General features: G+C 65.9%; 25 protein-coding genes. 8 read left to right on the top strand and 17 right to left on the bottom strand.

Going from position 1 to position 20,054, the window contains the following annotated elements; all coding sequences use genetic code 11:
* Nucleotides 1–31: 31 nt before the first annotated feature.
* The 4 genes from ACP16H_RS12620 to ACP16H_RS12605 all read right to left on the bottom strand — a co-directional run bounded on the left by ACP16H_RS12620 (nucleotide 32) and on the right by ACP16H_RS12605 (nucleotide 3,308).
* On the bottom strand, nucleotides 32–976 hold the full coding sequence (locus ACP16H_RS12620) for a DMT family transporter (RefSeq protein WP_425072656.1): 945 nt from the start codon (nucleotides 974–976) through the stop codon (nucleotides 32–34).
* A 1-nt stretch (nucleotide 977) separates the two neighbouring features.
* Nucleotides 978–1,796 carry a TIGR00282 family metallophosphoesterase gene (locus ACP16H_RS12615; protein WP_425072655.1) on the bottom strand — a complete coding sequence of 273 codons (819 nt, stop codon included), beginning with the start codon at nucleotides 1,794–1,796 and terminating at the stop codon, nucleotides 978–980.
* 259 nt (nucleotides 1,797–2,055) lie between these two features.
* Nucleotides 2,056–2,985 (bottom strand): FG-GAP repeat domain-containing protein, encoded by a 930-nt coding sequence (locus tag ACP16H_RS12610; protein WP_425072654.1) that lies wholly within the window; start codon nucleotides 2,983–2,985, stop codon nucleotides 2,056–2,058.
* Complete coding sequence (locus ACP16H_RS12605) at nucleotides 2,985–3,308, bottom strand: 2Fe-2S iron-sulfur cluster-binding protein (protein ID WP_425072653.1); 324 nt, start codon at nucleotides 3,306–3,308, stop codon at nucleotides 2,985–2,987. Before ACP16H_RS12605 ends, ACP16H_RS12610 begins: the two co-directional genes overlap by 1 nt.
* Before the next feature lie 266 nt (nucleotides 3,309–3,574).
* Here ACP16H_RS12605 and ACP16H_RS12600 point away from each other — a divergent pair, with 266 nt between their 5' ends.
* From ACP16H_RS12600 to ACP16H_RS12590, 3 genes are all read left to right on the top strand, one after another.
* Nucleotides 3,575–4,126, top strand: a complete 552-nt coding sequence (locus tag ACP16H_RS12600) for a L,D-transpeptidase family protein (protein WP_425072652.1) — start codon at nucleotides 3,575–3,577, stop codon at nucleotides 4,124–4,126.
* A 40-nt stretch (nucleotides 4,127–4,166) separates the two neighbouring features.
* Nucleotides 4,167–4,535: an OB-fold nucleic acid binding domain-containing protein gene (locus ACP16H_RS12595; protein WP_425072651.1), complete on the top strand. Its 369-nt coding sequence runs from the start codon at nucleotides 4,167–4,169 to the stop codon at nucleotides 4,533–4,535.
* A gap of 106 nt (nucleotides 4,536–4,641) precedes the next feature.
* Nucleotides 4,642–5,190, top strand: a complete 549-nt coding sequence (locus ACP16H_RS12590; RefSeq protein WP_425072650.1) for a peptidoglycan-binding domain-containing protein — start codon at nucleotides 4,642–4,644, stop codon at nucleotides 5,188–5,190.
* An 8-nt stretch (nucleotides 5,191–5,198) separates the two neighbouring features.
* Here the strand turns inward: ACP16H_RS12590 and ACP16H_RS12585 are convergent, their stop codons facing one another.
* From ACP16H_RS12585 to rpiA, 9 genes are all read right to left on the bottom strand, one after another.
* Nucleotides 5,199–6,014: a hypothetical protein gene (locus ACP16H_RS12585; protein ID WP_425072649.1), complete on the bottom strand. Its 816-nt coding sequence runs from the start codon at nucleotides 6,012–6,014 to the stop codon at nucleotides 5,199–5,201.
* Between the two features lie 143 nt (nucleotides 6,015–6,157).
* A complete protein-coding gene (locus tag ACP16H_RS12580; protein WP_425072732.1) occupies nucleotides 6,158–7,561 on the bottom strand; it encodes a Do family serine endopeptidase in 1,404 nt (467 codons plus the stop codon).
* A 283-nt stretch (nucleotides 7,562–7,844) separates the two neighbouring features.
* Nucleotides 7,845–8,036 (bottom strand): DUF2065 domain-containing protein, encoded by a 192-nt coding sequence (locus ACP16H_RS12575; protein WP_425072648.1) that lies wholly within the window; start codon nucleotides 8,034–8,036, stop codon nucleotides 7,845–7,847.
* A gap of 7 nt (nucleotides 8,037–8,043) precedes the next feature.
* The gene (hflC, locus tag ACP16H_RS12570) at nucleotides 8,044–9,090 is read right to left on the bottom strand and encodes a protease modulator HflC (protein WP_425072647.1); all 1,047 of its coding nucleotides are present in this window, start codon (nucleotides 9,088–9,090) and stop codon (nucleotides 8,044–8,046) included.
* Between the two features lie 14 nt (nucleotides 9,091–9,104).
* On the bottom strand, nucleotides 9,105–10,259 hold the full coding sequence (gene hflK, locus ACP16H_RS12565) for an FtsH protease activity modulator HflK (RefSeq protein WP_425072646.1): 1,155 nt from the start codon (nucleotides 10,257–10,259) through the stop codon (nucleotides 9,105–9,107).
* 111 nt (nucleotides 10,260–10,370) lie between these two features.
* A complete protein-coding gene (locus ACP16H_RS12560; RefSeq protein ID WP_425072645.1) occupies nucleotides 10,371–11,810 on the bottom strand; it encodes an FAD-dependent oxidoreductase in 1,440 nt (479 codons plus the stop codon).
* A 134-nt stretch (nucleotides 11,811–11,944) separates the two neighbouring features.
* A complete protein-coding gene (locus tag ACP16H_RS12555) occupies nucleotides 11,945–12,835 on the bottom strand; it encodes an aminoglycoside phosphotransferase family protein (RefSeq protein ID WP_425072644.1) in 891 nt (296 codons plus the stop codon).
* A 268-nt stretch (nucleotides 12,836–13,103) separates the two neighbouring features.
* A complete protein-coding gene (locus ACP16H_RS12550; protein ID WP_425072643.1) occupies nucleotides 13,104–13,577 on the bottom strand; it encodes a hypothetical protein in 474 nt (157 codons plus the stop codon).
* On the bottom strand, nucleotides 13,577–14,359 hold the full coding sequence (rpiA, locus tag ACP16H_RS12545) for a ribose-5-phosphate isomerase RpiA (protein ID WP_425072642.1): 783 nt from the start codon (nucleotides 14,357–14,359) through the stop codon (nucleotides 13,577–13,579). The genes ACP16H_RS12550 and rpiA overlap by 1 nt, the downstream gene beginning before the upstream one ends.
* 202 nt (nucleotides 14,360–14,561) lie before the next feature.
* On the opposite strand from rpiA, the gene ACP16H_RS12540 reads away from it, so the two are divergent.
* Complete coding sequence (locus ACP16H_RS12540; RefSeq protein ID WP_425072641.1) at nucleotides 14,562–14,762, top strand: hypothetical protein; 201 nt, start codon at nucleotides 14,562–14,564, stop codon at nucleotides 14,760–14,762.
* Between the two features lie 9 nt (nucleotides 14,763–14,771).
* Here ACP16H_RS12540 and ACP16H_RS12535 read toward each other — a convergent pair whose 3' ends face one another.
* Nucleotides 14,772–15,455 (bottom strand): anti-sigma factor, encoded by a 684-nt coding sequence (locus tag ACP16H_RS12535; protein ID WP_425072640.1) that lies wholly within the window; start codon nucleotides 15,453–15,455, stop codon nucleotides 14,772–14,774.
* Nucleotides 15,452–15,955 (bottom strand): sigma factor, encoded by a 504-nt coding sequence (locus tag ACP16H_RS12530; RefSeq protein WP_425072639.1) that lies wholly within the window; start codon nucleotides 15,953–15,955, stop codon nucleotides 15,452–15,454. The genes ACP16H_RS12535 and ACP16H_RS12530 overlap by 4 nt, the downstream gene beginning before the upstream one ends.
* A gap of 69 nt (nucleotides 15,956–16,024) precedes the next feature.
* Here ACP16H_RS12530 and cobS point away from each other — a divergent pair, with 69 nt between their 5' ends.
* Complete coding sequence (gene cobS / locus ACP16H_RS12525) at nucleotides 16,025–17,011, top strand: cobaltochelatase subunit CobS (protein WP_425072731.1); 987 nt, start codon at nucleotides 16,025–16,027, stop codon at nucleotides 17,009–17,011.
* A 73-nt stretch (nucleotides 17,012–17,084) separates the two neighbouring features.
* Here cobS and ACP16H_RS12520 read toward each other — a convergent pair whose 3' ends face one another.
* Nucleotides 17,085–17,297: a hypothetical protein gene (locus ACP16H_RS12520; protein ID WP_425072638.1), complete on the bottom strand. Its 213-nt coding sequence runs from the start codon at nucleotides 17,295–17,297 to the stop codon at nucleotides 17,085–17,087.
* A gap of 248 nt (nucleotides 17,298–17,545) precedes the next feature.
* Between ACP16H_RS12520 and ACP16H_RS12515 the strand changes: the two genes are divergently transcribed.
* The 3 genes from ACP16H_RS12515 (at nucleotide 17,546) to ACP16H_RS12505 (ending at nucleotide 18,932) form a co-directional block, all read left to right on the top strand.
* Nucleotides 17,546–17,932 carry a VOC family protein gene (locus ACP16H_RS12515; protein ID WP_425072637.1) on the top strand — a complete coding sequence of 129 codons (387 nt, stop codon included), beginning with the start codon at nucleotides 17,546–17,548 and terminating at the stop codon, nucleotides 17,930–17,932.
* 54 nt (nucleotides 17,933–17,986) lie between these two features.
* Nucleotides 17,987–18,445 (top strand): hypothetical protein, encoded by a 459-nt coding sequence (locus tag ACP16H_RS12510; protein WP_425072636.1) that lies wholly within the window; start codon nucleotides 17,987–17,989, stop codon nucleotides 18,443–18,445.
* Between the two features lie 103 nt (nucleotides 18,446–18,548).
* Nucleotides 18,549–18,932, top strand: coding sequence for a hypothetical protein (locus ACP16H_RS12505; protein ID WP_425072635.1), 384 nt, complete (start codon nucleotides 18,549–18,551; stop codon nucleotides 18,930–18,932).
* A gap of 37 nt (nucleotides 18,933–18,969) precedes the next feature.
* Here the strand turns inward: ACP16H_RS12505 and ACP16H_RS12500 are convergent, their stop codons facing one another.
* Complete coding sequence (locus ACP16H_RS12500) at nucleotides 18,970–19,977, bottom strand: hypothetical protein (RefSeq protein ID WP_425072634.1); 1,008 nt, start codon at nucleotides 19,975–19,977, stop codon at nucleotides 18,970–18,972.
* Nucleotides 19,978–20,054: the final 77 nt, after the last annotated feature.

Genomic DNA, 20,054 nt, shown 5'->3' with positions numbered 1-20,054 from the left:
ACGGCGGTTCCTGCCCTGTTATAGCCGTTTATCAAACGTTTGCATTCTGGCCTGCGTCCCCTTCGGGCGCAAGCGCGGCCTTTGACGCAGAGGCATCGGACGCAGGCCGCGGCTGCACCAGTGCCACGCCGGACAGCATCACCGCCAGCGCAGCCCAGACCCAGCCGGAATAGCCCTCGCCCAGGAACAGCATCGCCCAGCTGATCCCGAACAGGGTCACCAGGTAAGCAACCTGCGCGGCAAAGACGCTGCCCGCAAATCCGATCAGCCATACGTAGCCGCCGTAGGCCAGCGTATGCAGCGCGGTGCTCGCCAATAACGCAAGGTCCGGCGCGCCAAGCGGCCAGTGCGGCACGATGAACTGCCCCGTCAGCAGCGCCAGCGGCAGGCTCGCCAGCGCCGCCACAAACGAGGCGCCAGTCAGCACCTGCACCGGGTCCATTCCCTCGGTGCCGTTCAGCGCCACGTAATTGCCTTCGATGGCGTAACAGACCGGCCCCAGAAGCACGATCAGCACCCAGATCGGATCGACGCCCGGCGGCAGGCCGTTCTCCGGCACCACCAGCAGCGCCACACCTGCCAGCCCCATCAGCAGGCCCAACAGGCGCAGGGGCCGCAGCCGCTCCATGCCCAGTGCCATGGCCAGCGGAAAGGCCACCAGAGGTACGGCAGCGATCAGGATCGACATCACGCCGGACGGCAGATGCACCATGCCCTGATAGGCCGTGATCCCCGGAAACACGGAACCCACTAGACCGACGACCAGATACAACCCCAACGCCCGCCCATGCAGCGGCAACCCGCGCCCGCGCAGCACCGTCAACCCGGCCATCGCGGCCCCGGACAGGGCCACCTGCCAGAAGATCAGGCCGAAATGCCGGTATCCATCAGAAACCGCGACCTTGGACAGCGGCTGCGTTCCGCCCCATGCCGCCCCGATCAGGATCAGCGCAAGGAACGGCCACACCCGGGTCACGTCAGGCGTCCGGCCCGCATTGCAGCAACCGCCCGCCCTGTCGCACCATGGCCATGGACTTGGCCTTGCCGGTCAGGTCGTCGGTCTCGATGAAGACGCCGGAGAGGGTCGCATCGCCATTCGCGGGCTCGAACCGGCCCTTGGCCATGCCGTTGACAAAGCGGCGCAGCGGTTCCGCAGGCTCCATCCCGATGACAGAGTTGTAATCGCCGCACATCCCCGCATCCGACAAAAAGGCCGTGCCCTTGGGCAGGATCTGAGCGTCTCCCGTCGGGACATGCGTATGCGTCCCCACGACCAGCGAGGCCCGCCCATCGCAGAAATGCCCCATGCCCATCTTCTCGGAGGTCGCCTCGCAATGCATGTCCACCACGATGGCCTGCGCCTGCCCGCCCAGCGGATGACGCTTCAACACCTCGTCCACGGCGGTAAAGGCACTGTCGTAATTGCGGCTCATGAAGACCTGCCCCAAGGCCTGCACCACCAGCACCTTGCGCCCGCGCGCGTCCTTGTACAGCGCGGCCCCCCGCCCCGGCGCTTGCCGGGCCAAGTTCAGCGGTCGGATGATGCGGGTGTCGCTTTCGATATGCGCCAACATCTCCTTCTGGTCAAAGGCGTGGTCGCCGAGGGTCACCACATCCGCCCCCGCCTCGAAAATCGCATTGGCATGCGCCGCCGACAGCCCGTGGCCATTGGTGGCATTCTCGCCGTTCACGATCACGAAATCCAGCCGCCAGTCCTTGCGCAAGGCCGGAAGACGGTCGGTGATCCCCTGCCGCCCCGAGCGGCCCATTACATCGCCAAGAAAGAGTATACGCATGGGCGCAAGCCCTAATTCGCAAGCAGGCGAAAGCAAAGCCCCAATCGACATGACAAGCCTGTGCAGTATGGCGCCTGCGGCCCCCTGGCAGGGGGCTCTGCCCCCAACGCTCCTGCGGAGCGTTCCCCCGAGGGTATTTGGAAAACCAAAGAAGCAGGGGCGCGCGCCCTTTCCCTTCATCTTGATCCAAATACCGCGGGGGAGTCCGCCGGAGGCGGACGGGGGCAGAGCCCCCCCTTTTACATCTGAGATTGCGCCGTCATCGGCACTCCATCGCGGCACCGATCATGGCCGGGGCATAGCCCGCCAGCAGCCGCGCCTGCAGCCGCCCGTCGAACCGCACCGCCATGATCTTTGACCAGTCGCCCGAGGCGAGGATCATCTCCGGACCCTGCCCGCAGTCGCGCACCCCGCCCTCGATGAACGGCCAACCGATGCGGTGATTGGTGAAGCCTTCGGCATTTGCGACCTCGGTCAGGCGGCCCTTGTCGTAGCGCCAGACGCGCAGCACCTGCGCCAGATGCGGGCGGTCGATGTAGGCGATCTCGACCCTGCCGTCGCCGTCCAGATCGCCCGCGCCGATCAGCGACAGCCAGCGGTTGCGCTGTCCTATGAACGGTGTGGATGCCAACCGCTCCCCGTGTCGGTCGTAGATGGACAGGCGCGCGCCCTGCGTGACGCTGCTCTCGGTCACCACCACCTCGGGATAGCCGCCGGGATCCACGTCCGCCACCAGTGGCGTCACGCCTTCGAACACCAGCCCCTCGGGCAGGAAAACGCCTGTCGGACAGGTCCCCGGACCGGAGCCGTCGTTTGCCGTGATGCGGATCGTCAGGCCCTTGCCGTCCTTCAGGTCTCCCAACACGCCATGGCCGTATTCATCGGTCGGATCGAAATAGGCCGCGTGCAGGCGCAGGCGGGTGCCGGTCGGAGACCAGGCTTCCAGCCGGCCAAACAGGCCCTTGGTGTTCAGGAAGGGTGCAGAGGCCGTCCGCTTGGCCATCCCGTTCACCGGGAAGTCCGTGGGACAGGCCAGCGCGCCACCGTCCCCCGCCGCCACAAGTGCAAAGCTCAAAACCGCGCCGCGCACGAGCGCGCGCAACGCAAAGCCACGCCGACGCGGCGCCCCCGTGGAGACAGCCGCAGTCGTAGGCGCCCCGGCGGGCTTGTCCCCCGAGGCGCAGCGCATCAGATCTGCTTTTCCGGCATCCGCACGACGAGGCCGTCCAGCGCGTCCGAGACCTTCAGCTGGCAGGTCAGGCGCGAGGTCTGCGGGTTCGGCTCAAAGGCGAAATCCAGCATATCCTCTTCCATGTCTTCCTTGGCGGGCAGCTTGTCCACCCAGGAGGGATCGACATAGACGTGGCAGGTGGAGCAGGCGCAGGCGCCGCCGCAATCGGCCTCGATGCCGGGGATGTTGTTGTCGCGTGCGCCTTCCATGACGGTCAACCCGTTGGGGACATCCACCACATGCTCGGTGCCGTTGTGCTCGATATAGGTGATCTTCGCCATTTCACCGCTCCTCTCGATTTCGTTTCGCGCAAATACCTAAGCGCTGCGATTGCCCAGCGCCAGAGCCATTTGCAGGCTTCCTCTCCCGTCAAAGGCATTGCGGACGGCACGGACCACCCCCGGGATGCGATTCTGTGCGGGCGGGCGCGTTATCGCCGCAGGCCTTTGGGTTTTCTGTGGCGCGGTGAAAGCCCACTCGCCGGAGCGCACTCCGCACCGGCCCTCCGCCCTTGCGTTGCGCCTCCCTAGCGTCCCATATGCCCGGCATGTCACGCCGTACACTTTTCCTCACCGCTCTGGGCCTGCTCCTCCTCGTTGTCACACTGGCGGGCTACACGAAGGTCATGGCCCGCATCGCCCCCGGCACGCCCCCGGCTATGGCCGAGGCCAGCGCCCGGGCCGATGCCATCACCGTCGACAAGGGCGCGCGCCGCCTGACGCTGTGGCGCGCGGGCTTGCCGATCCGCGCCTATGACATCTCTCTCGGAGCCGCGCCCGAAGGCCACAAGACCCGCGAGGGCGACGAGCGCACCCCGGTGGGCGACTACGTGATCGACTGGCGCAATGCCCGGTCCTTTGCGCATCTGTCGCTGCATGTCTCCTACCCTGCGCACGCCGACATCGCCGCCGCCGAGGCGCGGGGCGAGGACCCCGGCGGCATGATCATGATCCACGGGCTCCCCAATGGCTGGGGCGCGCTGGGACGGCTGCACCTGCTGTGGGACTGGACCGACGGCTGCATGGCCGTGACCAACGCCGAGATGGCCGAGATCTGGTCGCTGGTCCCCGACGGCACGCCGATCACGATCACGGACTGAGCCCTTTCCGCCCCGCCCCACATGTTCTACACTTGTTCTCATGTCGTGGCCCCGCCCCCCCTCGGCCCTCGTGGCCAGCCGCCTACACGAGCCGCCCATGGGCGCGCGCGTGACCGTGGCCGGTCTGGTGATCCTGCGGCAGCGGCCCGGGACGGCAAAGGGCGTGATCTTCGTCACGCTCGAAGACGAGACCGGCGTGGTCAACATCATCGTCTGGCGCGCGCTTTATGAACGCTTCAGGCGCGCGGTGATCGCCGGACGGATGCTGCGCGTCACCGGGCGATTGCAGCGCGACCATGGCGTCACCCACATCCTCGCCGAGCATATTGAGGACATTTCGCAACTGCTTGATCGGCTTCTGGACCCGGATCTTGCCCATGATCTTCCCAGACCGCCCGAAACCCGCTAGGCTTTGGCCAAACCAAAGGCACAAAGAGGCCCGAGCAGTGAAATCCTTCCCCGATACGCGCAGGTTTGTGCGTCTCGCAGGAACCGGCGCAGCCCGCCGGGTGGTTATGTGTGCGCTGCTGCTGTCCGCCTGCACACATGCGCCGGTGACGGACAGCGTCAGCCGGGACGAAGATTTCTCGGACATCCAGCCCGTCGCCCTGTCGCCTGTGCGCCTGACCACCCCGGTGGTCGCCCTGTCGGACGGGCGCTGCCAGGCGCGCGAGGAAACCCCCGCCGTCTACGAACACGTCATGGGCGAGGTGCAGGTCATCCAGGCGGAAATCGCCCCAGACGGCACCGTCATCACGCCCCCCGTCTATCGCCGCGCCCCCGTGCCAAAGGTCGTGCGGGAACGCTCGGAATACATTTTTGATGCCGTCTGCGGCCACCAGATGACGCCGGAGTTCATCTCGTCACTCCAGCGGGCGCTGGCGGCACGCGGTTATTTCGGCGGCAACGTCAGCGGCTGGATCGACCCGCCCACCTCCGCAGCGATCCGCAAATATCAAGCGGACCGTGGTCTGGACAGCTCGCAGCTGTCTCTGGAAACGGCGCGCTCGCTGGGCCTGATAACGGTCGATCATGCGACCCTCGCCCCCGCCGACGCGGGCTGACCCATCTTTCAGGCCGACCGGCTCACAGCCCGGTTCATCAGAGTGCGCAGGTAGTGCCGCGAGTCCGCCCAGGCGTTCTGCCGTCCGAACCCATGTGCCTTCTCGTTCAGAAAAGCATGCGTCAGCCCGAATTGCCGCAGGTATTCCTCCGACGGCTCCGCCCGGTATGGCGCCACGAGGTGCTTTGCCAAGCCCTTGGCAAAGAACAGATGACGCGCCCCACGAGCGCGGACGATACGGAGAAACTCGATAGCGAGGTCTTCGGGTACATCCATGGGCGCCTTGGCAACTTCCGCCAAGGCATAAGCAATGGCCGTGCCTGAAAACGTCCCATGCGCCCCTTCGTTCAGGAAGATCGGGTAAGAGGTCACATCGAAGTGCAGGTATCGAAGATCCGGCACGTCATCGCGAAAGGCGATGAAATCGCGCGTCCAGGTCTCCGGCTTGCGGTCAAGGGAACGGGCACTCGTCAGAGCCAACAGCTTCATCCCGCCCAGGACGTTGACGAAAAACGCCGTGCGCCCGGACGGCGACAGTGCGTCGATGCGGTCCAGTACGGGGAACCGACCCCGGTTCTCCGACAGGAACATGTCGGGATTGTAGTGCCGGAAGGAGGCGATGAAGTCCGCCGCCTCCGGCCCCGCCACCTCTGTCACGGCGGCAAGCGTCAGCGCCTCGCGCAGGGCGATGTCGGTTTGCAGGTCGCCCGGATAAGGTCCGACGCTGCCGTGTGCGACAAGACGGGCCAGCGCGGCGCCCCATTCGGGTGGGTGTCGCCGCAGGAACGGCGCCCATGACGGTTGCTTTCGGAACAAGTTCAGCATCTGTACCACGCGTCTCCCACACCTGCCCGGCTGCGCGCCGCCGGGTGCATTGGCATCACAGCCGCCCTTTGCCGTGCATGCAACCACGCCAAAGAAAAAGGGCGCCCCGAAAGGCGCCCCTTGTCAATGCGTTGCGGACGGGATCAGCCCTCGTCCAGTCCCAGCGCGACAAAGCGAGGGTCACCGGCGCGGCGCACCAGAAGCAGGATCGACTTGCGGCCCTCTTCCTTGGCCTCGTCGATACGATCCTGCAGTTCGGCCACGGTGCGCACGGTGCTCTGACCCGCTTCGGTTATGACGTCACCGGCGCGCAGGCCCTTCTCGAACGCCTGCGATGCCTCGTCCACCGCCGTCACGGCCAGACCGTCGGTGCCCGCCGGAACGGACAGCTCGTCGCGCATCTCGTCGGTCAGCGGTGCAAGCGTCAGACCCATGGTCTCGACTTCCTGCGGCTCTGCACCCGGACCTTCGGCAGAGGCCGGGATCGCGGTCTCGGCTTCCTCGCGGCGGCCAAGGGTGATCTTCAGCGTCTGCGTCTCGCCATCGCGGTTCACCACCACGCGGACGGTCTTGCCTACCGGGGTGTTGGCCACGGTGCGGACCAGCTGGCGGGTGTCCTGAACGTCGACGCCGTCGAAGGACAGGATCACGTCACCGGCCTTCATGCCGCCGTCCATCGCCGGACCTTCGGGCACGTCGGAAACAAGCGCGCCCTTGGCTTCGGCCAGCGCCAGAGCCTCGGCCACGTCATCGGTCACGTCCTGAATGCGGACGCCCAGCCAGCCGCGGCGGGTCTCGCCAAACTCCTTGAGCTGGTCGACAACGCGGGTCACCACGTTCGACGCCATCGAGAAACCGATGCCGATCGAGCCGCCGTTCGGGGACAGGATCGCGGTGTTCACGCCGATCACGTCGCCATCCATGTTAAACAGCGGACCGCCGGAGTTGCCCCGGTTGATCGCCGCGTCGGTCTGGATGTAGTCGTCATAGGTGCCCGACAGCGCGCGGTTGCGGGCCGACACGATCCCGGCAGACACCGAGAAGCCCTGCCCCAGCGGGTTGCCCATCGCCATGACCCAGTCGCCCACGCGGGCCTCGTCCGAATTGCCGAAGGACACGAACTTCAGCGGGTTATCCGCCTCGACCTTCAGCACCGCGATGTCGGTGTTCGGATCGGTGCCCACCAGCGTCGCCGGCAGATCGAACCCCTCGAAGAACTCGATCATGATCTCGTCAGCGCCTTCGATCACGTGGTTGTTCGTGACGATGTAGCCGTCTTCCGAGATCACGAAACCCGACCCCAGCGCCGAGGACCGGCGCGGTGCGCTGTCACCGTTGCCATTGCGGTTGCGGTCCTGGAACTCGCGGAAGAAATCCTCGAAGGGCGACCCCTCGGGCACGATCCCCTGCGGTCCCGTGCGGCCCGCCACGGTGGTCGAGGTCGTGATGTTCACCACTGCCGGGCTGACACGTTCGGCCAGATCGGCAAAACTTTCGGGCGCGCCACGGGCGTGCGCCATCAACGATTGCGACAGGATAAGAACCATCGAGAGCGTCGCGAGCCAGAACAGCCTCAGCGGCGTCGCGTCCTCCCGGGTCCGTGCGATGACTTGAGCTTTCAAGGAAGCCTCCTTCTATCTGGTCACGACAGCCGCCTCCACCCTCAGGCCACGACCGCCCTGCCGTCCTCTCCAGTGTGTCGTACATAGGCTTGATGGCGCAACACCAAAGACGTGTACAGGCGGTCTCACGCCCAAGTGAAAGGCGGTGACGGAACATAAACGTGAAGATCGGGCCTGTGAGGATGTTGCCAAAGGAGGCCTGCCGCGCTCAGCGCCGGGCCATCCACAGGATCACCACGCCGGTGACCAGCGTCAGAAGGCCGAGGTTGCGGCGCATCTCCAGCGGCATCTCTTTCAACGCCTCCAGCAGGCGTTCGACAAGCGAAGGGGCCAGTGCGTACACCAGCCCCTCGATCACGAGGACCATGCCGATCCCCGCCAATATGTCGCGCAGATCCATGCGCGGATCAGTTGCCCGCTGCGGGCGCGGTCTCTTCGACCGGGTCCGCCACCGGCTCCGCCACGGGTGCCGTGTCAGAGGCCGGGGCCTCGGGCACGGTCGCCGCGTCAGACGGGGCCGGGGCCGCGTCGGTGGGTGCTGCCTCGGGCGCCTCGGCTGCCGGAGCAGAAGCCGCAGGCACCCCCTGCCCTTGCGCGTTGAAGTACTCGAAGAACTCCGAATCCGGCGTCATGACCATGGACGAGTTGCCGCCCTTCAGTGCCGTCTCGTAGGCCTGCATCGACCGGTAGAAGGCAAAGAACTCCGGGTCCGCGCCATAGCTCTCGGCAAAGATCCGGTTGCGCTCGGCGTCGGCCTCACCGCGGATCACGTTCGCCTCGCGCTCGGCCTCGGACAGGGTTTCGACCACGGTACGATCCGCGAGCGCGCGCACGCGTTGCGCCGCTTCGTTACCACGGGCGATCTCGTCCGCCGCTTCGCGTTCGCGTTCCGCGCGCATCCGGGCAAAGGTCGCCTCGAGGTTCTGCGCCGGAAGGTTTGTCTGCTTCAGACGCACGTCCACCACGTCCAGCCCCAGCGAACGCGCCTCGGAACGGGCCTGATCCCGGATACGGATCATCAGCGCGCCACGGTCTTCGGACAGGATGGTGTCCGATGTCACCTGATCGGCACCCAGCACCTCGCGGACCTGCGCGTTCAGGATGCCCTGAAGCCTCTCCTCGGCGACGCGGATACCGCCCACGCCCACGGCCTGACGGAACTGCACCACATCCGCGATGCGGTAGCGGGCGAATGCGTCAACCACCAGACGGCGGTCGTCCGACGGGGTGACTTCGATGGTCTCGGTGTCCAGCGACAGGATGCGGTCGTCATAGCGCACGACCTCGTCCAGCAGCGGCATCTTGAAGCCGAGGCCCGGCTCTTCCTTCACGGTCTGGATCTGGCCAAAGCGCAGCACCAGCGCCTTTTCGCGCTCGTCCACCACAAAGACCGAGGACAGCACCACCACCAGCAGAACCACTGCGGCCGGCAACAGATATGTCGTCTTGTTCATCTCTCGGCCCTCCCTCAGTTCGATCCGCCGGTCGAGGACCGGCCAAGTTCGTTCAACGGCAGATACGGTACCACGCCGCCTCCGCCCTCGCCGGTCAGGGCGTCGTCGAGGATCATCTTGTCCACGTCACCCAGCACCTTTTCCATGGTTTCCAGGTACAGGCGGCGGCGCGTGACCTCGGGGGCCTGCGCGTATTCCTGCTGGACGGAGGTGAAGCGCGCGGCCTCACCCAGCGCCTGGTTCACCACCTGTGCGCGGTAGCCCTCGGACTGCTCGCGCGTCTGCGCGGCCTGACCACGGGCCTCGGCCACGACGCGGTTGGCATAGGCGTCGGCCTGCCGTTCCAGACGGTCACGCTCCTGCTCGGCGGCCTGCACCTCGCGGAAGGCGTCGATCACCTCGCGCGGCGGTTCCGCGCCACGCAGGTTGACCCGCACGATGCGGATGCCGCTGTCGTATTCGTCCAGCGTCATCTGGATGTTCTCGCGCGCGGTGTCGGCGATCAGGCCACGGTCGCGGTTGAGGATCGGTGCCAGATTGGTGGCCGAGATGATCTCGCGCATGACCGATTCAGACACGGCCTGCACGGTTTCCTGCGGCTCTGCGATGTTGAACAGCATCTTGGACGGGTCCGAAACGTTCCACACAACCTGAAAGTCGATGTCCACGATGTTCGCATCGGTGGTCAGCATCAGCCCGTCATTGCCCGCACGGCCACCGCCCACGGTCTCCGTCCGTTCCGAGGTCACGTTGACCTTTTCATAGGTCACCAGCGGCCAGGGCGCAAAGTTCAGGCCCGGCTCCCCGGTCGAGGAATACTCGCCCAGGAACAGTTCGACCGACTGCTCTTCGGGTTTCACGGTGTAGAAGGAGGACACCGCCCAGATGCCCACCAGCACCAGCGCGCCCAGACCGAGCGTGCCCTTGGTCAGGCCGGGGCCACCATTGCCGCCCCCCATGCCGCCGCCGCCCTGGCGATTGCCACCGCCACCGCGACCGCCCATGAGGACGCGCAGCTGCTCCTGGCCCTTCTTCATCAGCTCGTCGATCTCGGGGATCTGGTTGTCTTCCGGACGACGCCCGCCGCCACCACCACCCGAAGGCGGGCGCTGGCCATTGCCGCCCTGGTTGCCACCGCCCCCCCAGGGGCCGCCGCTGTTTCCTGCCATGAAGCTCTACCCTTCCTGAAACTCTCTGTAGTCTTGCATTACATGCATACCTGTGTACGCCTGTCGGGAATTCAACCGCTCCCGACTGCGGCATTCAATGCCTATTCGCCCTTATCGGCTGCGCGTCGGGTTGCGCATGGTCACGATCTCCTCGGACATGGTCGGATGCACCGCCACGGTCCGGTCGAAATCCTCCTTGGTCGCGCCCATCTTTACGGCGATGCCCGCAAGTTGGATCATCTCGCCCGCGCCCGGGGCCACGATATGACATCCCAGCACCTTGCGCGAGGCCTTGGAGACGATCAGTTTCATCAGCACCCGGTCAGGTTGCTCGGCAAAGGCCGACTGCATGGGCCGGAACGAGGTGCAGTAGACCTCGATCTCTTCCTGCTCGGCGGCCTGCTCCTCGGTCAGACCCACCGTGCCCATCTCCGGCTGGGTAAAGACCGCGCTGGGGATCAGGTCGTGATCCACCGGCGTCGGATTGCCGTGGAACACGGTGTTCACAAAGGCCATGCCCTCGCGGATTGCCACCGGCGTCAGGTTCACCCGGTCCGTGACATCGCCGATGGCGTAGATCGAGGGCACCTTGGTCTGCGAGTACTCGTCCACCTGCACCGCACCGTTGCGGCCCAGCTCGACCCCCAGCTCTTCCAGCCCCAGACCTTCGGTGTTGGGCGTGCGTCCCGTGGCAAAGAACACGGCGTCAAAGTCGCGAATCGTGCCGTTGGTGGCCTTCACCCGGACCGGGCCTTTGCCGATCTCTTCGTAGCCCGGTTGGCCGTGCTGGACCTCCTCCACCGGAGCCTGCCCCATGGCATCCGCCTCGGCGGTGCCGACGCAATGCATCTCGACGATGGTGGTGCCGGTGTGAAGGTCGATGCCACGCTCCTTCATGGCGTCGGCGATCAGCCCGCGCGCCTCGTCGTCAAAGCCCCGCAGGATCTGCGCACCGCGATAGAACTGCGTCACCTCGCAGCCCAGCCCGTGCAGGATGCCCGCGAACTCGCAGGCAATATAGCCACCGCCGACGATCAGGATGCGCTTTGGCAGCTTTTCGAGGTGAAAGATGTCGTCCGAGACCATCCCCAGATGCGCGTTCGGCATATCGGGCCAATGCGGACGGCCGCCGGTGGCGATCAGGATGTGCTTGGCGGTCTTTTCCTCGCCGGTGGAGAGTGTCACCGTATGCGCATCCTTCACCGTGGCGCGGGCGTCGAAGGTCTCGACCCCAGAGCCCGCCAGCAGATTGCGGTAGACACCTTCAAGCCGGTCGAGTTCGGCATGCAGCCTGGCGCGAAAGGTGTCCCAGTCAAAGCTGCCGTCCTGGATGTCCCAGCCATAGGCGCGTGCCGAGGCGGGCATGTCGCGGTATTCGCTGGCAAAGACCATCAGTTTCTTCGGCACGCAGCCGCGGATGACGCAGGTGCCGCCATAGCGGTCTTCCTCGGCCAGGGCGACCTTGGCCCCCGCTTCGCCCGCCGCAACCCGTGCCGCGCGCACGCCTCCCGAACCGCCCCCGATGACGAAGAGATCGTAGTCGAATTCCATGTGTCCGTGTCCTCGCAGCGTATTCCGTCGCAGTATTGCCACGGGGTATTTCACGATGTCCCCGGGAAGGCCAGAGCCAGCGCCGCACAGAACGGGTGCGCTGCCCCGAACGTGATGTGGGCACGAGGCCGACCTCAGCAGGCCGTCCCCAGCCCCAGCCGCCCCAGCGTACAGCGGCAGTCGTCCACCAGCGCCTTGGCCTCGGGGCGGTCGCGATAGTACGCCAACGCGATCACCGCCCCGTACAGCGCCCAGCCCCGCGCGCGCCGCCAAGCGTCGTCATCCACCTTCAGCGCATCGCGAAACGCCTGGGTCTGCCACTCCGGCACCCAGCGCCAGGCCACGGCGATATCTGCCGCCGGATCGCCAACCGCCGCCAGCCCCCAGTCGATCACCGCCACCAGCCGCCCGTCGCGTGCCAGCAGGTTCGACAGCTTCAGGTCGCCATGGATCCAGCGCGGCTTGCGCGCGGGGGCGGCCTCCATCGCGTCCAGCCAGACCTCGCGCGCCGCCGAAACGTCGATCTCGTCCGAGACCTCGTGCAGCGCGCCAAGGGTCAGGCTGCTCATCTCTGCCAGCGCCACGCCACGCCGCTTGTTGTCTGGACCCGCCACCGGCGCGCCCTTGACCGGCAGTTTCCACAGCGCCTTGAGGAACCGCACAAGACGGGTCACCTCGGCAGGCCAGTCGTGGATGGCGGCGTCCTGCGCCTCGACGCCCTCGACCCAGTCGACCACTGTGAACGGCCAGTTGAACTGTTTCGAGCGCCGCCCCGCCAGCCGCACGCGCGGCACCGCCAAGGGCAGGTTCTGCAACTCGGGCAGCCAGCGCGCTTCCTTTTCCAGCAGTGCCGCGGCCTCGGGCCGGCGCGGCAGGCGCACCGCCAGTTCCGGCCCAAGGCGGAACATCGCGTTGTCGGTGCCACCATTCAGCGCGCGGATCGGCAGGTCGGACCATTGCCCGGCCTGCGCCGCGATCAGCGCCGCCACCAGTCGTTCATCGGAAAGGATCACCACGTCGTGCATGGCCCCAATCAGCCACAAGCCCGCCGGACTGCCAAGCGCCAAAACGCGAGACGGCGCCGCCCCCATGGCGCCGCCTGCCCCGTCTACGCTGGCCGCATCTTGGGCTGCGGCCCCGGACGCCCCACCCGGGCGCGCCGCGCGGTCCCCACCGCACGTGATGAATGATGTGCTTGGAAATCACAGCGGCAAAAGGCCGGTTTCACGGCGTTTTGCCGGCGGATTGTCCGCGCCGTGTCAACGAAACCACCTTGATGCCGGGACTGCCGCTTTAGTCGGTCCCCGGTTCGTGCATCTGCCGGACCACGGTCTCGCGCCAGGGTCCCGGCCATATCTGCACCCGGTATTTGTCGTCCCCCTCCAGCCCGTCAGCGGACAAGCTGTCCAGACCGGCCATGGACACCCGCAGACGATAGGTTCCGGGGGCCAGAACCACCCGTTCGGCCCCCTCCTCCAGGTCGGTGCAGCCAAGGATCAGTAAAACACCCGAAACCGTGCGCAAAGCGCCGTCCACCATATGATCCCAGCCGAACAGCTCCAGCGGCGGAGCCTCCGGCAGGACCTCTACCCGAACAGGAACGTCCATGTTTCTTGCCGTAAAGACCACAAGGTGATCACCGCCACAGATCACCTTGCGCAGCATGTCATCGGTGGTCCAGTCCTCGGGCCGCGTGCCCTGCATCTGCGCGTCGTAGATGTAGAACTGGTGGTAGTCCGCAAAGATGCTCAGGTCGCGGACCGTCATCAGATATCCCGGAACAGGTTGTCATCCTCGACGAAATCCAGCTGGCTCTCGCTGACGGTGCCCTCGTTGATGTCACGCACTTCGACGCGACCGTCCGAGCGGCCCACCACGACCTTGTCACAGATGTCGATGAACAGGCCGTTTTCCACTACGCCGGGGATCTGGTTCAGCACCATGGACAGCTGGCGCGGGTTGCCGATGCGGCTCAGGTGCAGGTCGAGGATGTAGTTCGCCTCGTCGGTGATATACGCACGGTCGCCGTTCATGCGCAGCGTCGCGTTGCGGCCCATCACGTCCATCGAGATCAGCACCTCTTCGACCAGCGCCTGCGTGGTCTGCCAGCCAAAGGGGATTACCTCGACCGGCAGCGGAAAGGCCCCGAGGTGGCCCACCTCCTTTGCCGCGTCCGCGATCACGATCATCTGGTCACTGGCCGTGGCGACGATCTTTTCCTGCAACAACGCCCCGCCGCCGCCCTTGATGAGGTTCAGTTCCTCGTCGAACTCGTCCGCGCCGTCGATGGTCAGGTCCAGCCACTTCGCCTCGTCCAGAGAGATCACGTCGATCCCCACTTCGCGCGCCAGTTCCGCCGTGCGGGTCGAGGTCGGGACGCCCTTGATGCGCAGGCCCTCCTCGCGGACCATCTCGCCCAGGCAGCGCACCAGCCAGGCCGCCGTCGATCCGGTCCCAAGGCCCACGCGCATCCCGGATTCCACGAATTCGGCGGCCCGTTTCGCGGCGACGAACTTGGCCTTGTCGATGGGCGACAACTCTCCGGACATGCGTATTCCCCTGTACTTCGGTGGCCGACCTTATAGCAGCCGCATGGTTTATGGCGAGTGTCAAACGCGCGGAGATTTTCCGGCCAACCGACGCAAAACGCCCGAAACCGTTTCCCGAATGCCCCCGCCCCGCATCCGCCGCCGCTTTTTCGCCACGAGTCTGCGGTACCGTTGTCCCGACCGAGCCCCAAGGGAGAACCCCATGCCCGACCGCCTCATCACCGCCCGGATGACCGGTGCCCTGCCACCCGCCCGGCCCGATCTGTTCTCGCGTCTGAAACGGATCAGCACGCCGGTGGTGCCAACCTTTGCCGAGGACCGGCAGGACCACCGCACCGGTGGCCCCGATGTGTCGCTGATCGAAGGCCTCGCACGCCCGTTCACCGCGCCCAAACAGCGCTGAACGCAGACTTCACATTGGCAAGGGCACCCCGGCGGCGTGCAAAGCGCCGCTTGGCTGCCCCGTGACCGAGCCGCCTTCCGGTTCGTCCGACACCGCCACGGTCGCCCCCGTCATCCGCTGCACCAGCGGTTCGGACAGGCCAACCGCAACGGCGCCATCCGGCCCCATGACGCCCAGCGACAGCGGCGCCGCACCGACGGGCATCAGCCAGACCTGCCAGACACGTCCCTCCGGCGCGGGCGTCGTCATCTCCACCACCATCGACCGCGCGTCGGGGTCGATGGTGACGCGGCCACCGGCCCCCCCCGACAAACCCGGCAGATCCGCCCGGATCACCTCGGGTGCCACATCGACCAGAAGGCCGAGGGTCATCGCCCCCCAGGCAAAACCTGCCGCCGCCAGCGCGCCCAGCAGATAGGGCAGCACCTGACGCCACACCGGGCGCGCCTCGCCACCGTAGATCCGGGCCTCGATCCGGCGCAGCAGGTTCGGCGGAGGCGTCACCGCCGCGTACCCCTCCGTCAGTGTGGCGAAACTCTCGACCCAGGCATCCACGTCCCGCGCCAGCGCCTCGTCCGCCTCCATCCGCGCCTCGAACACCGCGCGCTCGGGCACAGGCATCACACCCAGCGCATATTCCGCCGCATCCGTCTCGATCCCGCCAGGCAGACCATTGTCCCGCACTTCAGTCATCCGCCAAGGCACCCCCGCAGGCTCGCCAGCCCGCGCCGCAGGTGCCGCCGCACGGTGTCAAAACCGGACCCTGCTTCCTCGGCCAATGCCGCATAATCCAGCCCGCCAAGGTAAACGCGCCGGATCATGACAGCCTGTTCCTGCGGCAGGAGCGCCATGCAGTCGGCCACCGCACGCGCCTCCTCGCTCTGGCCAACGGGCGCCCGCGCCGGAGAAGCCCCCCGCGCCACCGCCACGTCCCGCGTCAGTCGCGCGAGCCAGACGGCCGTCGGATAACCGCCGTCGCGAAACGCGCCTGCCGTCTGCCAGATCTGGCGAAACACCTCTTCGAGCGCCTCCTCGGCCTTGGTCTGATCCTGCAACAGGCCCATGCAGATGCCGAACAGCTGCGGCGAGACCTGCGCATACAGCGCCCGGAACGCCTTTCGATCACCCATGGCGACCCGCGCCACGCGCGCTTCGATATCGTCCTGTGTCGTCATTGCGTCGGAACCGCCCATCCCCCTTGCCCCTTCCCGCGATATGTTGCACCAACGCGAGCAGACATTCGAATGAAGGACACGGGCACCATGGCGGACGGCATGATCGATATCAACGCGAAACCGACGGAAGAAATCTCGGTCCGTGAAGTGTTTGGCATCGACACCGACATGACGGTGCACGGCTTCCCGGATCGCACCGACCGCGTGCCGGACATCGATTCCACCTACAAGTTCGACCCCGACACCACGCTGGCCATCCTCGCGGGCTTCCGCAACAACCGCCGCGTGATGATCCAGGGCTACCACGGCACTGGCAAGTCGACCCACATCGAACAGGTGGCAAGCCGCCTGAATTGGCCCGCCGTGCGTGTGAACCTCGACAGCCACATCTCGCGCATCGACCTGATCGGCAAGGACGCGATCAAGCTGGTGGACGGCAAGCAGGTCACCCAGTTCCAGGAAGGCATCCTGCCCTGGGCGCTGCGCAACCCGACCGCCATCGTGTTCGACGAATACGACGCGGGTCGTGCCGACGTGATGTTCGTGATCCAGCGCGTGCTGGAAACCGACGGCAAGCTGACGCTGCTCGACCAGAACGAGGTCATCACCCCGCACAAGTACTTCCGCATCTTCGCGACCGCGAACACCGTGGGCCTTGGCGACACCACCGGCCTGTACCACGGCACCCAGCAGATCAACCAGGGCCAGATGGACCGCTGGTCGCTGGTGGCGACGCTGAACTACCTCTCGATCGACGCCGAGACGCAGATCGTCCTGTCCAAGGCGCCGCATTACAACAATGAAAAAGGCCGCAAGACCGTGCGCCAGATGGTGACCGTTGCGGACTTCACCCGTCGCGCCTTCATGAACGGCGAGCTGTCGACCGTCATGTCGCCGCGGACCGTGATCGCGTGGGCCACAAACGCCGAGATCTTCCGCAACGTGGGCTACGCCTTCCGCGTGTCCTTCCTGAACAAGTGCGACGAGCTGGAGCGTCAGACCGTGGCCGAGTTCTACCAGCGGTGCTTTGACGAGGAACTGCCGGAAAGCGCCGCCTCGATCAGCATCGCCTGATCCGGGTCACAGACATGCAAAACGGCCCCGACTGGCGAAGTCGGGGCCGTTTTTCTTTGTCCTAAAGGCCCTGTCAGACCGCCGGCACCAGGTGAATGGACAGCAGGCGCGTTTCGCGCTCCAGCTTTGCAAGGCGCGCGTCGACATCCTCCATCCGGCCGTCGGCCTGCGCCAGCTCGGCGCGGATCGTGTCCAGCTGCTCTGTGATCGCTTTCACCTTGTCGGCCGCTTGCCCATGCACACGACGCCGGATCGGTGCGGCCCGCACCACCTTCAAAGTTGTCATCTCACCATTCCCCAACTTCACGCCGACAGGCTAGCCGGGAAGTCTTAACGCAGCACTTTGACTAAAACTTTATTCGAAGGTGAAGCATTGAGACGGAGAGCGGGCGGGGCAAGGCGGCGATCATGAAGCGGTGGCTTCGCGCTGGCAAATCGCTTCTCACCTGTGGCACCACGCTGTCCGGAACTGGGGCGCACCACGTTGGCAATCCGCGCGTCCTGCCGACCCGCGAACCCCTAAAGGAGTGCCCGATGACCATCCTGCGCATCGCCCGCCCCACCGACCGCATGGCAGAGGTAACTGCCTTTTACCGCGACGGGCTGGGGTTCAGGGTGTTGGCTGAATTCGCGGATCACGACGGGTTCGACGGCGTGATCCTCGGTCATCCAAAGGCCCCCTGGCATCTGGAGTTTACTCAAGAGCACGGTCGTCCCGCCGGCGGCGCCCCTTCGCCCGAACACCTGCTGGTGTTCTACCTGCCGGACATGGACGACTGGCAAGAGGCCCTTGCGCGGTTGACCACGCTCGGACACGCGCCAGTGCCCGCCCACAACCCCTATTGGGATCGAAAGGGATCGACCTTCATCGACCCCGATGGCTACCGGATCGTGCTGCAGAACACCGATTGGGTGCTGTAAACGCCCTGATCCGGGAGCTTTACGCACGATACGGCTCTGTGACTTGCGAACAACGTGAGTCAAAAGTTTTCAAACAGATTAATTGTTACGCAGTATTTTCGCGATAACATTCATTTCATGAGCGGTTTGAAAATATTTTTCCTCACGCTCGCGCTCGTGCCTGCGCCGTTGCTTGCCATGCAAGATACACCGCCAGACGGATCCCAGGACCTCGTCCCCCTTTTCGCCTCCTGCGTCGGTCGATACTCGGCCCAGATGGAAGATGCGTGGAACGCCTACGATCCGGCCAATCCCTCCGAAGGGCATCGCGCCACGTTTGAAACCCTGTTGGACACAGTCCGTCCCGGATCGCCCCTGAGTGGCCCGCAGATCCTGCAATTGCGGTTGGAGGCGAAATTCGCGCAGGCCCATCTGCTGTCCATTGCCCGGTTCCACACCGATCCCCGCCAACAGCGCCGCGCCCGCGCGCAGGCCGCGCTTGCCCTGCGTCCCTGTCAGGCCCTGCTGCTGTAACCACCGCACGCTAGTGAAACCGAATCCTAACCCGGCGCGCCTAAGCTGCCCGGTCATGAAACTCCCGCGTCCCCTTCTCCGGATTGCGCTGGTGGTTCCTTGGGTGCTAGTCCCCCTTTGCAGCTTCGCGGCAGAGGGGCCTCAGCCCACCGAACAGGCGCAGGCCCTTGCCACCTGCCATGGCCGCTACACGGCCACGGTCGAACACAGCCGTCTTGTCGCCGTGGAAAACGATGCCGCCGCCATGCGTCGCGACCTGATCGAAGCGCTGATGAACACCTTCCTCGCGGAGCGTGCCGGCGACCGGACCTTCTCCATCGCGCTCATGCGCAACCGGGTCGAGGCGCGCTCCGAGATGCGCAACCTCTTCTCCGCTGCGACCTTCGGTCAGGACATGCGCCGCCAGCGGCTGGCCGATGGCCAGATCCGCCGACACCTGTCCGCCTGCGACGCTCTGATCCTCGGTCAGGACGTCCGCGCATTCTGAGCGGAGCCGCCATTGGGACCGCCAGTGGGACCGCCGCTCAAAGAGGCGGACAAGCCTCACCAAAGGCCGCCAGTATCCGCTCCACCTGCTCTTGATACGCGGGGTCCGAATATTGCGCGATCCGACCTTCCATGGCCGCCTGCAACGCCTCCCTTGCCGCAACATCACCAGCTTCGGCAGAGACCTTCAGCCCTGCAATCCGCACCGATTGCCCGACCTGATCCGCGACAAACGCCGCCAGACCTTCCATCCCCTGCCCCATGGCATCGACAAACGGCCCGGCCCCATCGCTCAACTGGTGCGCGACACAGTCGAAGTGCACCGTCTGGCTCTGCTCGAACGCCATGACAAGGCCCAGCGCCGTCTTCGCCGCGCCAGCGTCGATGCGCGTGTAGCTTCGCGCATAAGGCTGCTCCTCCCGCGTCACGGGGTCCCGCACCGTCCCCTCCAGCACCAACACGTCCCCGGCCAGCCCAAAGGCCAGCGGCATGTCGAAATGGTTGATCCGGGCCTTGACGTGCAGGTCGGCGCCCCGGCTGAACTCCAACGTCGCCCCGCCGTATTCGACCCCTGTGCCCTCCTCCGGTGCCACGTAACGGCGCCCCTGCTTTTCCAGCACGGTGCGCGCGACAATTCCGGTATATTCCCCGTCGACGGACCAGTTCGGCACACGACCGAAACTGGCGGCCTTCATCCAGTATTGCGTGACCTCGACGGTGTTCGGCCCGTCCCCCGGCGCAAAGACCAGCAGCTCCTGCCCCGGAACCTCGATAAAGGACACCTGCGCCAGCACGGCGTCGCCCAACCACGCGCCGTGCAGATCCCGGATGTCCGCCACCGGCCTGGCCTCGGCCAGCGCCACCTTGTTGATCTCGAACATTTCCAGCGCCTCGGTCGAGCATCCAAGCGGCCCGCCTTGGTCTTCGGACACGCCGGACGCCGGCGGCGCAACCCGGTAAGCCCGCTGGTACGTGGCACAATCGGCCATGGCCTGCGTGCCGCCCCAAACGCCAAGACATATCGCTACAGCAAAAACATGTCGCATGAACAACTCCGTTTTCAAATGCGGGCAGCCTAGCAAAAGAGAGCCGCTCCGCCAATCCGGCCCCTTGCGGGCCTCGC

The organism is Sagittula sp. S175, from assembly GCF_049800975.1.
Lineage (GTDB): Bacteria > Pseudomonadota > Alphaproteobacteria > Rhodobacterales > Rhodobacteraceae > Sagittula.
This window is presented reverse-complemented; position numbering and strand designations above follow the sequence as displayed.

Bases quoted from the DNA above. Each gene is read 5' to 3' on its own strand.
- ACP16H_RS12560 (WP_425072645.1), bottom strand. From the start codon at position 11,810: ATGGAATTCGACTACGATCTCTTCGTCATCGGGGGCGGTTCGGGAGGC.
- rpiA (WP_425072642.1), bottom strand. From the start codon at position 14,359: ATGTCCGGAGAGTTGTCGCCCATCGACAAGGCCAAGTTCGTCGCCGCG.
- ACP16H_RS12580 (WP_425072732.1), bottom strand. From the start codon at position 7,561: ATGGTTCTTATCCTGTCGCAATCGTTGATGGCGCACGCCCGTGGCGCG.
- ACP16H_RS12605 (WP_425072653.1), bottom strand. From the start codon at position 3,308: ATGGCGAAGATCACCTATATCGAGCACAACGGCACCGAGCATGTGGTG.
- hflC (WP_425072647.1), bottom strand. From the start codon at position 9,090: ATGAACAAGACGACATATCTGTTGCCGGCCGCAGTGGTTCTGCTGGTG.
- ACP16H_RS12590 (WP_425072650.1), top strand. From the start codon at position 4,642: ATGTGTGCGCTGCTGCTGTCCGCCTGCACACATGCGCCGGTGACGGAC.
- hflK (WP_425072646.1), bottom strand. From the start codon at position 10,259: ATGGCAGGAAACAGCGGCGGCCCCTGGGGGGGCGGTGGCAACCAGGGC.
- ACP16H_RS12615 (WP_425072655.1), bottom strand. From the start codon at position 1,796: ATGCGTATACTCTTTCTTGGCGATGTAATGGGCCGCTCGGGGCGGCAG.
- ACP16H_RS12600 (WP_425072652.1), top strand. From the start codon at position 3,575: ATGTCACGCCGTACACTTTTCCTCACCGCTCTGGGCCTGCTCCTCCTC.
- cobS (WP_425072731.1), top strand. From the start codon at position 16,025: ATGGCGGACGGCATGATCGATATCAACGCGAAACCGACGGAAGAAATC.
- ACP16H_RS12550 (WP_425072643.1), bottom strand. From the start codon at position 13,577: ATGACGGTCCGCGACCTGAGCATCTTTGCGGACTACCACCAGTTCTAC.
- ACP16H_RS12500 (WP_425072634.1), bottom strand. From the start codon at position 19,977: ATGCGACATGTTTTTGCTGTAGCGATATGTCTTGGCGTTTGGGGCGGC.
- ACP16H_RS12585 (WP_425072649.1), bottom strand. From the start codon at position 6,014: ATGCTGAACTTGTTCCGAAAGCAACCGTCATGGGCGCCGTTCCTGCGG.
- ACP16H_RS12520 (WP_425072638.1), bottom strand. From the start codon at position 17,297: ATGACAACTTTGAAGGTGGTGCGGGCCGCACCGATCCGGCGTCGTGTG.
- ACP16H_RS12530 (WP_425072639.1), bottom strand. From the start codon at position 15,955: ATGGGCGGTTCCGACGCAATGACGACACAGGACGATATCGAAGCGCGC.
- ACP16H_RS12540 (WP_425072641.1), top strand. From the start codon at position 14,562: ATGCCCGACCGCCTCATCACCGCCCGGATGACCGGTGCCCTGCCACCC.
- ACP16H_RS12555 (WP_425072644.1), bottom strand. From the start codon at position 12,835: ATGCACGACGTGGTGATCCTTTCCGATGAACGACTGGTGGCGGCGCTG.
- ACP16H_RS12610 (WP_425072654.1), bottom strand. From the start codon at position 2,985: ATGCGCTGCGCCTCGGGGGACAAGCCCGCCGGGGCGCCTACGACTGCG.
- ACP16H_RS12575 (WP_425072648.1), bottom strand. From the start codon at position 8,036: ATGGATCTGCGCGACATATTGGCGGGGATCGGCATGGTCCTCGTGATC.
- ACP16H_RS12535 (WP_425072640.1), bottom strand. From the start codon at position 15,455: ATGACTGAAGTGCGGGACAATGGTCTGCCTGGCGGGATCGAGACGGAT.
- ACP16H_RS12515 (WP_425072637.1), top strand. From the start codon at position 17,546: ATGACCATCCTGCGCATCGCCCGCCCCACCGACCGCATGGCAGAGGTA.
- ACP16H_RS12595 (WP_425072651.1), top strand. From the start codon at position 4,167: ATGTCGTGGCCCCGCCCCCCCTCGGCCCTCGTGGCCAGCCGCCTACAC.